At 70.9% G+C, this 13,100-nt stretch carries 12 protein-coding genes; 4 read left to right on the top strand and 8 right to left on the bottom strand.

What is annotated here, in order from left to right; translation table 11 throughout:
• Nucleotides 1-8: 8 nt before the first annotated feature.
• From aldh to Phou_RS28055, 6 genes are all read right to left on the bottom strand, one after another.
• Entirely contained in the window at nucleotides 9-1,385 is a 1,377-nt protein-coding gene (aldh, locus tag Phou_RS28080; protein WP_173061085.1) for an aldehyde dehydrogenase AldH, read from the bottom strand.
• 11 nt (nucleotides 1,386-1,396) lie between these two features.
• Complete coding sequence (locus tag Phou_RS28075) at nucleotides 1,397-2,290, bottom strand: N-acetylglucosamine kinase (protein WP_218579229.1); 894 nt, start codon at nucleotides 2,288-2,290, stop codon at nucleotides 1,397-1,399.
• Nucleotides 2,287-3,291 carry an SIS domain-containing protein gene (locus tag Phou_RS28070; protein WP_173061082.1) on the bottom strand — a complete coding sequence of 335 codons (1,005 nt, stop codon included), beginning with the start codon at nucleotides 3,289-3,291 and terminating at the stop codon, nucleotides 2,287-2,289. Before Phou_RS28070 ends, Phou_RS28075 begins: the two co-directional genes overlap by 4 nt.
• A 12-nt stretch (nucleotides 3,292-3,303) precedes the next feature.
• On the bottom strand, nucleotides 3,304-5,196 hold the full coding sequence (locus tag Phou_RS28065) for a primary-amine oxidase (RefSeq protein WP_173061079.1): 1,893 nt from the start codon (nucleotides 5,194-5,196) through the stop codon (nucleotides 3,304-3,306).
• 89 nt (nucleotides 5,197-5,285) lie between these two features.
• Nucleotides 5,286-6,053 (bottom strand): GntR family transcriptional regulator, encoded by a 768-nt coding sequence (locus Phou_RS28060; RefSeq protein ID WP_246273905.1) that lies wholly within the window; start codon nucleotides 6,051-6,053, stop codon nucleotides 5,286-5,288.
• A 46-nt stretch (nucleotides 6,054-6,099) separates the two neighbouring features.
• Complete coding sequence (locus Phou_RS28055; RefSeq protein WP_218579228.1) at nucleotides 6,100-7,164, bottom strand: Gfo/Idh/MocA family protein; 1,065 nt, start codon at nucleotides 7,162-7,164, stop codon at nucleotides 6,100-6,102.
• A 142-nt stretch (nucleotides 7,165-7,306) separates the two neighbouring features.
• Between Phou_RS28055 and Phou_RS28050 the strand changes: the two genes are divergently transcribed.
• From Phou_RS28050 to Phou_RS28040, 3 genes are read left to right on the top strand one after another with little or no spacing between them, the layout of a single operon-like run.
• Complete coding sequence (locus tag Phou_RS28050) at nucleotides 7,307-8,593, top strand: ABC transporter substrate-binding protein (RefSeq protein WP_173061073.1); 1,287 nt, start codon at nucleotides 7,307-7,309, stop codon at nucleotides 8,591-8,593.
• A gap of 10 nt (nucleotides 8,594-8,603) precedes the next feature.
• Nucleotides 8,604-9,479: a carbohydrate ABC transporter permease gene (locus Phou_RS28045; RefSeq protein WP_173064632.1), complete on the top strand. Its 876-nt coding sequence runs from the start codon at nucleotides 8,604-8,606 to the stop codon at nucleotides 9,477-9,479.
• Between the two features lie 10 nt (nucleotides 9,480-9,489).
• Entirely contained in the window at nucleotides 9,490-10,386 is an 897-nt protein-coding gene (locus Phou_RS28040) for a carbohydrate ABC transporter permease (RefSeq protein ID WP_218579226.1), read from the top strand.
• A gap of 7 nt (nucleotides 10,387-10,393) precedes the next feature.
• On the opposite strand, the gene Phou_RS28035 is transcribed toward Phou_RS28040, so the two are convergent.
• Entirely contained in the window at nucleotides 10,394-10,975 is a 582-nt protein-coding gene (locus Phou_RS28035; protein WP_173061071.1) for a hypothetical protein, read from the bottom strand.
• On the bottom strand, nucleotides 10,972-11,277 hold the full coding sequence (locus Phou_RS28030; RefSeq protein WP_173061068.1) for a hypothetical protein: 306 nt from the start codon (nucleotides 11,275-11,277) through the stop codon (nucleotides 10,972-10,974). Before Phou_RS28030 ends, Phou_RS28035 begins: the two co-directional genes overlap by 4 nt.
• A gap of 321 nt (nucleotides 11,278-11,598) precedes the next feature.
• Between Phou_RS28030 and Phou_RS28025 the strand changes: the two genes are divergently transcribed.
• Entirely contained in the window at nucleotides 11,599-13,029 is a 1,431-nt protein-coding gene (locus tag Phou_RS28025) for a glycoside hydrolase family 25 domain-containing protein (protein WP_173061065.1), read from the top strand.
• Nucleotides 13,030-13,100 lie beyond the last annotated feature (71 nt).

The following is a 13,100-nucleotide window of genomic DNA, read 5'->3' as shown; positions in this document are numbered from 1 at the left end:
CCGCGTCGTCAGCTGACCCACACCGTCTTGACGTTGACGAACTCGCGGATGCCGAATCCGGACAGCTCCCGCCCGTACCCGGAGTCCTTGATCCCGCCGAACGGCAGCTGGGGGAACGACGCGGTGTTGCCGTTGACGAACACCGCGCCCGCCTCGATCCTCGCGGCGAGCGCGGTGATCTCGTCGGGGTCGCTGGTCCAGACGCTGGAGCTGAGCCCGAACGGCGAGTCGTTGGCCCGCTCGACCGCCTCGGCGAGGTCGCGCACCGGATAGAGGCAGGCCACGGGGCCGAAGCACTCCTCGCGGTAGATGCGCATCCGCGGCGTCACTCCGGTCAGGACGGTCGCCGGGTAGAACCAGCCCGGCCCGTCCGGGACGGCACCACCGGTACGCACGGTCGCCCCCTTGGACCGGGCGTCCTCGACGAGCGCGTGCGCGTCGGCGCGGCCCTGCTCGGTGGCGAGCGGCCCGAACGACGTGTCCGCGGCGAACGGGTCGCCGGCCTTCTGCGCGGCCATACCGGCGACGAACCGCTCCTCGAACTCCGCGTACACCGCCTCGTGCACGTAGAAGCGCTTGGCGGCGATGCAGCTCTGCCCACTGTTCTGGGTGCGGGAGGCGACGCCCGCCTCGGCCGCCTTGGCGACGTCGGCGGACGGCAGGACGATGAACACGTCGGTGCCGCCGAGCTCCAGCACGCTCTTCTTGATGTTGCGGCCGGCCGCCTCCGCGACCGCCGCGCCCGCGCCGACCGAGCCGGTGAGCGTGACCGCCCGCACCCGCGGGTCGTCGAGGAGCCTCGTCGTACGGGCGGCCTCCAGCAGAAGCGTCTGGAAGGCGCCGGCGGGGAAGCCGGCGCGGGTGAACAGCTCGCCAAGATAGAGCGCGCACTGCGGCACGCTCGACGCGTGCTTGAGCAGCGCCGTGTTGCCGGCCATCAGGGCCGGCGCGGCGAAGCGGATGACCTGCCAGAACGGGTAGTTCCACGGCATGACGGCGAGGATCGTGCCAAGCGGCTGGTACACCACGCGGGCGTCCGAGGCGCCGACCTCGGCGGGCGGCACCGGCCGCTCGTCGGCGAGGTACGCCTCGGCGTGCTCGGCGTAGTGGCGCATGCCCCGGGCCGACTTCGCCACCTCGTACGCGGCGGTCGGCAGCGTCTTGCCCATCTCGGTGGCGATGAGCGCGGCGAGCTCGGCCGCCTCGGCGTCGAGGAGGTCCGCGGCGCGCCGCATCCACGCGCCGCGCTGGGCGAACGTGGTGGCCGCGAGCGCGCCGTTCGTGGCGTGCGCGCGGGCGAGGATCCGCTCGACCTGCTCCGCGGTGTGCGCCTCGAACGTCTTGAGGGTCTGTCCGGTCGCCGGGTTGACGGTCGCGATGGGCATCGGGGCTCCCTTCAGGGTGTGACCAGCCGGCGGGCCAGTGCCAGCGCGCCGGCCGCGGGTGGTCCGGTGAGAAGGTGGACGGTGAGGTCGGGGTGGCGCGCGGCGACCCGGCTGGCGAACGCCTCGTACAGCCGGGGCTGGTGGGTGACCACGCCGCCGGCGGCGACCACGTCACCGCCGGCCGCGCCCCGGCGCACGAGCTGGTCGACCAGTGTGGACAGATGGTCGGCGGCATCCTGGACCGCGCGGGCGGCCAGCGCCGAGCCGCGGTCGGCGGCGGCGAAGACCGCCGGGGCGCGCGGCCCCCAGTTGTCGGTCGTGGGTTCGTCGTTGACGGCGCGGGCGAGCCGCTCGGCGGTGCCGGCCCCGAACGCGTCGCACAGCGCGGAGAGCAGCCCGTCGTCCGGCTCGCCGTCGTCGTGGGCGCCCAGCGCCAGGCGGGTGGCCTCGCGGACCAGGCCGGCCGCGCCACCCTCGTCGCCGATGACCGCGCCCCACCCGCCGGTAAAGAGCCACTGGCCGGACGCGTCGCGGCCCACGCCGATCGCGCCGGTACCGGAGATCACGCCGATGCCGTCGTCGAGCCCGGCCGCCGGTACCAGAAGGGCGGCGTCATTGACCGCGACCGCGCGGTGGCCGCGGGCAGCGAGCGCCGCGGTGAAGGCGTGCGCCAGGGCTGTCGAGTCGAGCCCCTGCGCACCGACCCCGAGCGCCACCACCTCGCACCCGGGCGGTGTGGCGCGGCGCAGGGCGGCGTCGATCCAGCCGGCGCCGGCCTCGACCGGCTCGGCGTTCCAGCCCGTCGACGGTATGTCCACTGTGGCCACCCGGCGGCCGTCGAGCGCCTCGACAAGGATCGTGGTCTTGGTGCCGCCCGCGTCGATCCCGGCGATAGCGGCGCTCACGCCTCGACCTTGATGTCGTTGTTGTGAAACACGAACTCCTCGACGTCGACGCCGCGCACCCCGGCGACGGCGGCGGCGAGCACCTGCATGACCAGCGCCTCCAGCACCGCCCGCTGGTTGGGCGGCACGGCCGGCAGCTTGACCGCGCGAATGCCGCGCTGCTCCGGCACGTCGGCCGCGGAGACGAGTACCACGCGGTGGCCGGCGCCGGCGAGCGTGTGCGCCAGCGCGACCTCGCGGTCGTCGCCGAAGAGCACGTGAACGCCGTCTCCGGCCGACTCCATCGCGCCGTGCAGGTACTGCCGGGTGCTCATCGCGGCGGACGGCACCCGCGCGACCTCGCGCAGCAGCAGCGCGCCCGCCTCCGCGGAGCCGACCGAGGGGCCGGCGCCCACGAAGTCGGCCGAGCGGGCGTCGCGGAAGCTCTCGGCGAGCGAGGCGGCCCGCTCCCCCACCACCTTCTCGGTCCACCGGAACAGCTCCGGCAGCCGGGCCCAGCCGGGGTCGACCTCACCACCGTCCCACACCTCGGCGAGCATGCCGAGGGCGGCGACCGTGGCCGTGTACCCGATGGTGGAGGCGTAGCTGTCCGGAATGTTGCCCAGCTCCAGGCGGTGCGCGACGGCGGCGGAGATCGGCGAGGGGTGGGCGTTGACGACCGCGTACCGGCGCCGCGGCTCGACCGAGCCGAGCACCGCGAGCGTCTCGGCGCTGCGGCCGCTCTGCGACACGCCGACCACTGGATGCGGCGAAGCCGGGTAGGGCAGCGGGTGGTCACCGGCCCCGAGCCGCCACGCGTGCACGCCCCGCAGGCGCAGTGTCCACACCGGAGCGCAGGCCGCCGCCAGGCTCGCGCCGATGCCGACGAAGACCGGGCCCGGCCCGCGCAGTCCGCCGGCGTCCCGCTGGGCGCGTACGGCCGTGGTCAGCGTGCCGATCGCGTCCTCGAGCGCCCGTGCCTGGCCCGCCCTCGCCTCCGCGAACGTGATGTAGTCGTGCATCTGCGCCCTTGTCTAGTGGTGGTGGCTGTGGCAGTGGGCGGCCGCCGAAGGCGGCACGTCGAGGGTGGGGTTGCGGCCGAAGAAGCCGTACGGCTTGAGCGTGAACCCGGTGGTGTCGACCGGCATCACCGGCCAGTCCTCCGGCCGTGGAAAGTGGGTGAGGCCGAACGTGTGCCACACGACGATGTCCGCGCCGTCGATGTCGCGGTCGGCGGCCGTCCAGGCGGGCAGCCCAGCCCCGCCGGGGTGCATGTTGACAAGGTCACCGGCGGGATAGAGCTCGGCCGGGTCGTACGCGGTGACCCACAGGTGCTTCGTGGCGAAGGTGGCCCGCCGGTGGATGTCCGACTCGGCGTCGGCGAGCAGCACCGGTTGCCCTTGCGGGTGGAGGGTGTAGCCAACCGGCTGGCCGAGTCTGTTGTGGACGGTGGGGTTGGAGATGAACCAGATCCTGCCCTTGCCGTTGTCGGCCAGCCGCTGCGCCTGCGACTCGGTGCGCAGCCGGGTCACCACCGGGGTGAAGCCGGTGCCGGTCGGGTTGGCCGGGCCGCGCGGCACCAGCACCGCGTCGATCTCGTCGACCGCGTTGACCGGCCCGTCGACCGCCATGTCCAGCCGCGCGCTGAACAGGTGCTGGTGGTGTGGCGCGCCGAGCCCGGGCGCGATCTCGGTGGCGTACGCGTAGCCGGGGCCTGGATAGGCGGAGGTGAAGACCACTCCGGTCGCCTTCACCTCGAACTCGATCGTGCCGTCGAGGTAGAAGTACCAGTAGAAGCCGTAGTCGTAGTTGCCGACGGTGACGAAGAACGACACCACGAGGCGGCGCTGGCGGCGCGAGTCGGACGAGCCGTTCCAGTTGTCGGTGTGCTTCCAGAGGATGCCGTAGTCCTCCTCGTGCACGCAGATCGCCTGCGGGATGGTGCGCGCGTGGCCGTCATTGCCGGCGACCACCGCGTCCAGGTAGGTGATCTCCCCGACGCAGTCGCAGCCGAGCTCGAGGGAGTTGGCGTACCCGCCGAGCAGGTACTCGCCGCAGTCGAAGAAGTTCTGGAACCACCGTTGCGGGCTCGGGTCGCCGTACGGCACGACCATCTCGGCGATCGACGCGCGGTGGACGATCGGGCGTACCCGGTCGCCGTCGGTGATGCCGATGTCGTGCAGCACGAGGCCCTCGCGCTGGTCGAAACCGATCTGCAGGCTCCAGCCGGCCCAGGTGAGCACCTGGTCGGCGTCGATGTCAAAGCTCGGGCCCTCGGGTTGGGTGATCTCGATCGGCCGCAGCCCGGCCCGGCGCGGGCCGTCGTACAGGTGGAAGTTGCCGTCCTCGGCCGGTACCGGCAGGTCGACGTGGTCGACGACGTCGAGCACCTCGCCGGTGACCACGTCGACCATCGCGACGACACCGTCGACCGGGTGGGCCCAGCCGAGGTCCTCGGGCGTGCGCTGGACGAAGGTGAAGCAGCGCTGGATCCGGCGCCCGCGCTCGCCTTCCGCGAGCACGCCGGCCGAGAGCGGGTTGACCCGCAGCTGGGACAGGTCGGTGAGGCCGCGCCGGCGCATCGCCGCCAGCCAGCGCTCGTCGCGGTGCACGACCTCTTCGACGTACCCGAACTCGCGCACGACGACCGGTACCGCGCCGTCGCGGTCCGGGTCGATCCGCCGCTGACTGACCACACGGTCAGCTGCCGGGTCGACCACCACGTCGTGCGACTCGCCGGTGCGCATGTCGATGAGCAGGGCGCGCAGCTGCCGGGGCGCCTGCCCGGTGGCGAGCAGTCGCTTGTCCGGCTCCAGCAGGCCGACGTACGAGAAGTGGGTGTCCGAAGTGGCCAGTCCGGCCGCGAACAGGACCTTCCGGCACCGCTCGAACTCGTCGGCGCGGACCGTGGCTAGGGCAGCTGTCACGGATCACTCCAGTTGACTACATTGGTGAATACCACCGCATACCACTGGTGGGCGCACGGGGGTACACCGGATGCGGAAATGGGCAGGGCTCAGGCGCCGCCGCGGGCGAAGAACGTGCGCAGGCGGTAGCGCTCGCCGCTGTACCGGATCGTCGAGGTGAACAGGGGTCGCTCGTTGCTGTCGACGACGACCTGGTCCATCACGAGGATCGGCTTGTCGACGTCGATGTCGAGGTTTTTGGCGATGTGCGGGTCGGCACCGGTGGCCTGGATCGTCGTGTCGGCGCGGCGCAGGTCGAGGCCGGCCTCGACGAGCTCCTCGTAGAGCGAGCCGGTGGTGAAGTCCTTCTCGGTCAGGTGGGGCGCGAGCTGCGCGGGCACCTTGCTGACGTCGACCGCGATCGGCACGCCGTCCAGCAGCCGCACCCGCTCGAGGTGGAAGAGCGGGCTGCCGGGCGCGACCACCAGCCGCTCGGCCTCGTCGAGGTTGGCCGGCAGCACCTCGGCGCGCAGGATCCGCGAGGTCGCGCTCAGCCCCATCCGCCGGGCGGTCTCGGTGAACGACTCCAGGCTGTTCGGCCAGTCCTTGGCCGGCGGCGCGGCGGTGCCCGCCACGTACCACCCTCGGCCGTGGCTGGAGCGGAGCACGCCCTGCTCGACCAGCTGGGACAGGGCCTTGCGGAGGGTGACCCGGCTGATCGCGAGCTGCTGGCAGAGCTCGCGCTCCGGGGGCAGCCGCATCCCGGGCTCCAGTGCACCGCTGGCGATCTCCGCCTTGATCAGGTTGACCGCCTGGAGCCACATGGGCTCCGGGTTGTCGGGCCTGATCGAGGCCGAGGACGACATCTCGTCGCTCACCTGCGCACGCTCCTCCCCTGACCTGCGATGACCAATGTAGACCGGCCTATCGCCCCGTCGTGTTGACAGGTTCCCATACGCCCGATGCCATGGACCGGTAGCAGGCGTCGATGACGCAGTTGACCACCCAGCCGTCGTGGAACGTCTCGACCGGCGGCTCGCCCCGCGAGAACGCCTCCACGAAGTGCCGCATCTCCTGCGAGAAGCCGTACGCCCGGGTCTCCTCGGGGACCGGGTACACCCAGCCGGTGTCCGCGTCCGCCTTCTCCACGAGGCCGCTGACCGGGTTGCCGACGAAGCCCCAGACCGGCGTGGACGCGGTGTCCGTGACCAGCCGGCCGGCGCTACCGACGATCTCGTGGCGCAGCTGCATGCCACCCTTCTCCACCCAGGACGACTCGATGGTCGCGAGCTGGCCGCCGGCGAACTTCAGCAGCGCGATCGCCGAGTCCTCGCCCTTGGTCTTGTCGCCGTGCACGAGCGTGGCACCCCAGGCGAAGACCTCGGTGACCGGGTTGTCCTTGCCGAAGAACCAGCGGGCCGACTCCACGGTGTGGCAGCCCATGTCGAGCAGGGCGCCCCCGCCGGCCGCCTCGGCGTCCCAGAAATGCGGGGCGTGCGGCCCGGAGTGCCCCTCGCGGGCGCGCATCCAGACCACGTCGCCGATGCCGCCGGCCGCGACCATCTCGTGCGCCTTGGCCACGTTCGGCGAGAACACCGAGCTTTCGGCGTACCCGTGCCAGACGCCCGCCTCCGTGACGACCCGCAGGATCTCTGCCGCCTCGGCGCCGGTCCGGGCCAGCGGCTTGGTGCACACGACACCCTTGCCGGCCGCGGCGACGTGCCGCACCGCGTCGAGGTGCACCTCGTTGGGCAGGGCGATCACCACGAGGTCCACCGCCGGGTCCGCGCACAGCTCCTCCACCGAGGTGTACCAGGTGCGGACCGAGGGCCAGCGGGCGGCGAAGGCGGCGGCCCGCTGCTCACCGCGCGAGTACGAGGCCACCAGTTCGGCATCGCGGACGTCGCGCAGCGCGTCGGCGTACGTCTCCGCGATGAAGCCCGAGCCGAGCAGGCCGACTCCGATCACGTCATCCTCCCAATGGGTCATCGGTGGACCGCTAAGGTAGCACGCAGCAGACCAAAAGCAATACCTCTTGTTACCAGATGGATCGCACTTGTATGCTCCCGCTTCAGGCGCCGGTCGACGGGGAGCCAGGCGAGATCAAGACGATGGCGAGAGAGGCAGCCTCATGCGTGCACTACGTGGAACCGTTGCGCTGGTCGCCGCCAGCGCCGTGGGCCTCGGGCTCACGGCCTGCTCGGACGCCGCCAGCCCGATAGGCGGCGACGGCGGCAAGACCGTACTGACCCTCGGCAGCTGGCGTACCGAGGACCTGACGATGTGGCAGGACGAGATCCTGCCGGTGTTCGAAAAGGCCAACCCCACCATCGACGTGCGGTTCAACCCCATCAACACCAACGAGTACAACGCGGCGATCCAGTCCCAGGTGGACGGTGGCACCGGGCCGGACCTCATCACCTGCCGGCCCTACGACGTCAACCGCGCGTGGATCGGCAAGGGATACTTCGAGAAGCTCGACGGCAAGCCGGTGCTGGACAAGTTCGACGCCCAGTCACTCGAAGCGTGGTCCGGCGACGACGGCGGCCGCTACTGCGTGCCCACCGCGTCGGTGCTCGCCGGCTTCTTCTACAACAAGGACATCTTCGCCGAGCTCAACCTCCAGGTGCCGACCACGCAGGACGAGTTCCTGGCGGTGCTCAAGGCGGTCAAGGACAACGGCAAGTACGAACCGCTCGCGCTCGGCTCGGCGGAGTCGTGGCAGCTGGCGTACAACGGGCTCTACAGCATCGGCCCCGCCTACTGGAAGGGCGAGGAGGGGCGCAAGGGCCTCATCGACGGCACGAAGAAGGTCACCGACCCCGACTTCGTGGCCGCGTTCGCCGCCTTCGACGCGTGGCGGCCGTACCTGCCCAAGGGCCACGAGAGCCTCAAGTACGCGGACATGACCCAGCTCTTCTCACTCGGCAAAGCGGCCGTGCTGCCGGACGGCTCGTGGGACATCAACCAGGTCACCGCAAACGGCATCGAGATCGGCGTCTTCGGCCCACCGGCGGCCACCGCGGGCGGCACGAGGTACCTGCAGGAGATGCCGGACATGGCGATCGGCATCAACGCGGCAAGCAAGCACAAGGCCGAGGCGGAGAAGTTCCTCGACTGGACGGCGAGCACCGAGTTCCAGCAGCTGTACGCCAACAAGGTGCCCGGGTTCTTCTCGATGGGCAAGGAGCCGGTGAAGTACACCAACCCGCTCGCCCAGCAGTTCGCCGACCTCAAGACCGGCGCGCAGCTCACCCCGCGCCTCGGCCTCGACCGGCTCAGCTCGGGCACGCCGCCGTTCGACGACGAGGTGTGGCGGGTGCTGCAGCTCATGTACACCAAGGGGCTCACCCCGCAGGCGGCCACGAGCGAACTGCAGACCGGGCTCCAGTCCTGGTACAAGCCGCAGCAGAGGTGACGTGACCGCGATGCGCTCCCGCTACCGGCACCTGCTGGCGTTCACCCTACCCGCCCTGGCGGTCTACACGGTGTTCGCGGCGTACCCGCTGGCAAGCTCGATCTACCTGAGCTTCTTCGACAGCGACACGGGCGTGAGCCGGTGGGTCGGCTTCGACAACTACGTCTACCTGTTCACGAACCCGACGACCAGCGAGCGCTTCTGGAACGCGCTGGTCAACAACGTCGAGTTCTTCGCCATCCACCTGCTGGTGGAGGTACCCGTGGGACTGTTGCTGGCGGCGCTGCTGACCTCCGGTCGGCTGCGCCGCTCGGCGGCCGTCTACCGCACGCTGCTCTTCATCCCCACCACCTTGTCGGTCGTGGTGGTCGGCTTCATCTGGCGGCTCATCATCAACCCACTGTGGGGGCTGGTGGAACACCCGCTGCTCGGCGACGAGCGGACCGCGCTGCCGACCATCTCCCTGATGTCGGTGTGGCAGTACGTCGGCATCCCGATGATTTTCCTCTACACCGCGCTGCTGGCGATCCCCGGCCCGGTGCTGGAGGCGGCGCGCATCGACGGCGCGAACGGCTGGACCACGTTCTGGCGGGTCAAGTTTCCGCTCATCGCCCCGCAGTTCGGGCTGATCGCGATCCTCACCTACATCTGGACGTTCAACGGCTTCGACATCGTCTTCGCGCTCAACGGCTCGGCACCGGGCCCGAACTACAGCACCGACATCCTCGGCACGCTCTTCTACCGCACGTTCTTCGGCTCCAGCGGCCAGGTCTCCGACCTGGACCTCGGCGCCACGGTGGCGAGCGTCATCTTCTTCCTCATCCTGGTCACCACGGCCGGGTACTTCGTGCTGCTGCACCGCCGTCTGAAGTCCTACGAGCTGTGAGGGGCACCGCATGAGTGTTCTCGCACCGGCCCGTGCCGGCGCGCCCGCACCGGTACCGGAGGCGCGGCGCCGCGGGCGACGGCCGTCCACAATGGGCGGCACGCTCGCGGTGCACGGCCTGCTGCTGCTCTTCGCGCTGCTGGCCATCGCGCCGGTACTCCTCATCGTGTTGAACTCGTTCAAGACGACACCGGCGATCTTCGCCGACCCGTTCGGGCTGCCGGATCGGGAGACTTTCAGCGTGGCCGGCTACGAGCGGGTCTTCGAGCGGGGCAACTTCGCCGCCAACTACCGCAACAGCCTGGTCGTGACCGTCGGTACCACCGCGCTGACACTCGTGCTCAGCACGCTCGCGGCGTTCGCGCTCGTGGAGTACAAGGTGCGGCTGGCCCCGGTCCTCGCCGCGTTCTTCACGATCGGCATCATGCTGCCGATCCGCCTGGGCACCGTGCCGATCCTCAAGCTCGTCGTGTCCTGGCGGCTGATGGACACGCTCACCGCGCTGGTCCTCGTCTACACGGCGATGAGCGTGCCACTCGCGGTCGCGCTGATGATGACGTACTTCCGGGCGGTGCCCACGGATCTCAAGGACGCCGGGCGCATCGACGGCGCGGGCGAGCTGCGCACGCTGCGGCTGACGCTGCCGCTCGTCCGGCCCGGCCTGGCCGCCGTCGCCTCGGTGACGATGCTGCCGGTCTGGAACGACCTGTGGTTTCCGCTCATCCTGGCGCCGAGCCCGGAGCACCAGACCGTCACGCTCGGCGTGCAGCAGTTCGTGGGGCAGTTCCTCAACGACTACCCGGCGCTGCTCGCCGCGCTGACGCTCGGCGCGGTGCCGCTCATCGTGCTCTTCACGGTCTTCTCCCGGCAGTTCATCCAGGGGTTGAGCCAGGGCATCGGCCGCTGAGCCGGCTTCAGTGCGCCGCTGTGCGGGTCAGGGGGATGCCGGCGCCGAGCGGCACCTGGGCCGGCAGGTCCAGCCGCCACGATCGCGACAGCACCCTCGCCCTCTCCACCGCGAGCGTGGCTGTCGCCTCGCAGTCGCCGCCGGTCAGGTTGACGACCCGCCCCGCGCGTACCGTGGCGGCCAGCCCGACGACGACGAGCTCCAGCCGGACTTCGAGGTTCACCCGGCCCACCGGCACCTCGTTGACCAGCACGTCGACGTACGGATGCTGCTCGGACGTGATCTCGTGCCGGGCCAGCTCGACGACGACGCTGGCGGTCGGGTCGGCGCTCGTCGCCCGTCCCGCGTTCTGCAGCGCGGCGTAGCGGGACCAGCCCACCGCCAGAACGGCGCTGAGGTCCACAGTGGATGCGACCGCCGCGACGGCGCCGATCTCGTTGGCGGCGGCAGCTCGGGTGCCTTCCGAGAGTGTCCGCAGCGCCGGGCTCAACGTGCCCAGCCCGCCTCGCCGTCCCAACTCTTCGGCGACGGCGGCGGCTACGTCGCGCTCCGCGCCGAACGCGCAGAACCGGGGAGCGAGGCTTGTCACGGCGGCCTCCGGTGGTCGGGGTCGGCGGCCAGGCGCAGGGTGACGGTGACACCCGGGCGGCCCGGCAGGTCGCGGGCGGTGACACGCGGCGGCGGGTACCCGGCCAGGAACCGCGCCTCGCCGCCGGCGGCCGGCCGCCGCGACCGCCGGTACGCCAGCGGCACGAGCAGCAGCCCCATCACCGCCAGGAGGGCACCGCCGCCGCCGACGTAGGCGACGGTGCTCCAGGGCGGCCCGTCCACTCCGCCGCCGGGAGCCTCCGGGACGCGCGGCGGCGGCACCGACCGGAGGTCCGGCGTCACCGGATCTGCCGGCGCCGTCGCCGGATCCGTGACCGGCGGTTCGGTTGTCACGGGTGGGTCTGTCGAAGGCTGCGTCCCCGGTGGTGGTGGCGTCGACGCCGGGGGGCAGCACTCGGGCGTTGCCGGCTGGGCGCCCCAACCGGCCAGCGGAACCAGCGTCGCCAATGCGGCCAGAGCGAGCCAACGCATATGTACCAGCGTTGCACCCCACCGCTTACGACGGAGGCTGTTTCGTTCGCATTCGGGCGCCGTAGCGGAACGCCGTCCGCCGGATCGGGCCGCGCTGTAGCCTGATGTTCCGGTTATGACTGGAGGCCAGGCATGACTATGCGCCGACTTCGTAACGTACAGACGGGTCCGCTTGGTGAGCGGATCATCAGGATCGCCGACACGATCCGGACGCGTGCCGGCCTGTCTGAGAAAGACATCTACGTCACGTCCGCAATGGACGGTGACCACGGTCCCCGGCCGGATGGCAGCCACCACTACGGGCTGAGCGGGGCTGACGGGAGTCCGTCCGCCGCCATCGACTTCGGCGGCTACGACGACTCGGAAGACAACACCAAGGACCAGCGCGACATGCAGGCCTTCGCCCGCCAGTGGCAGAAGGACATCGGGTCGATCACCCTGGAGCTGATCCACTCCACGCCGTTCTCCGACGACACCGGCTTCTACATCAAGGAGGGTCGCCGTTTCGCCTATGACGCAGGCACCCGCGACTCGCATGTCAACCACGTGCACGCGGCGATGTCCCGCAGGCAGATCGAGGCGGCGGAGAGGAAGCTCGGCAGCGCGCCCGCGGCCAAGCGCGTACAGCCACCCGCCGAAAAGGCGGCGGCCGCGAAGCCGGGCACGCTGCTCTACGGCTGGGACGCGAGCGACTTCGACTGGGATCGGGGCGCACGACCGTCCCACGTCGCGGCGGCGGCGCGTGAAGGCATCCGCTTCTTCACGCACAAGGTGACCGACGGCACAGGGACCGTGCACAACCACGCCGGGCAGATGCTCAACGCGGCCAAGGCGGCGGGCATCCCGTTTCTCGGTGCCTACATCGTGCCCCGTACGCCCGGCAACAACGGCCACGGCTCGATCTCGGCCCAGGTGACCTTCGCGATCCGCGAGACGACCCGCCAGTTTCCGGCGTGGAAGACCTTCCCGGGCTGGTTCTGGCAGGTGGACCTGGAGCACTGGGAGTACGACCAGGTGGCGCCCGCCCACGGCGTGGAGATGGGACGGCTGCTGCGCCAGCGCACCGGCAAGGGCGTCGTGCTGTACGCGCCGCGCTGGTCGTACGGCGACACGTTGACCGGCGACGATCCACTGTGGGCGTCGAACTACCGCGACGATCCCGCGGTGGGCTTCAAGTCCGCGTTCACAAAGGGAGGTGGAGTGCGGCACGCCGGCTGGCATGCCTACTCGGGCCGCACTCCGCGCATCCTCCAGTTCGGCAGCCGCTGCGTCATCGGCGGCCAGCACACCTGTGACGGCAACGCGTTCAAGGGAAGCGAGGACGACTTCGCCCGCATGATCGGCGCTCCGGTGAGCGCAAGTCTGGAAGGCTACGAGCAGATGATCTTCGGCAAAATCAAGGGCAAGAAGGCCATCGTGAAGGCACTCGACAACAACACGTACGTCCCGATGGAGAGCTGGACGGCGTGCAAGAAGGTGCTCGACGCCGGTGCGGCGAAGCTCGTCGAGTTCGACAGCCTCGAGCAGCTTCAGTCCGTGCTCGGTAGCCGCGCCGAGGCGTGACCCTCGGGGAGCACGAGGTCGGCGCGCAGTCCCGGCCTGACGGCGCCGCGGCCGGTCAGGCCGAACGCACG

This window comes from Phytohabitans houttuyneae (assembly GCF_011764425.1).
Lineage (GTDB): Bacteria > Actinomycetota > Actinomycetes > Mycobacteriales > Micromonosporaceae > Phytohabitans > Phytohabitans houttuyneae.
Note: the sequence above shows the minus strand (reverse complement) of the source record. Positions and strands in the feature narration are given on the sequence as shown.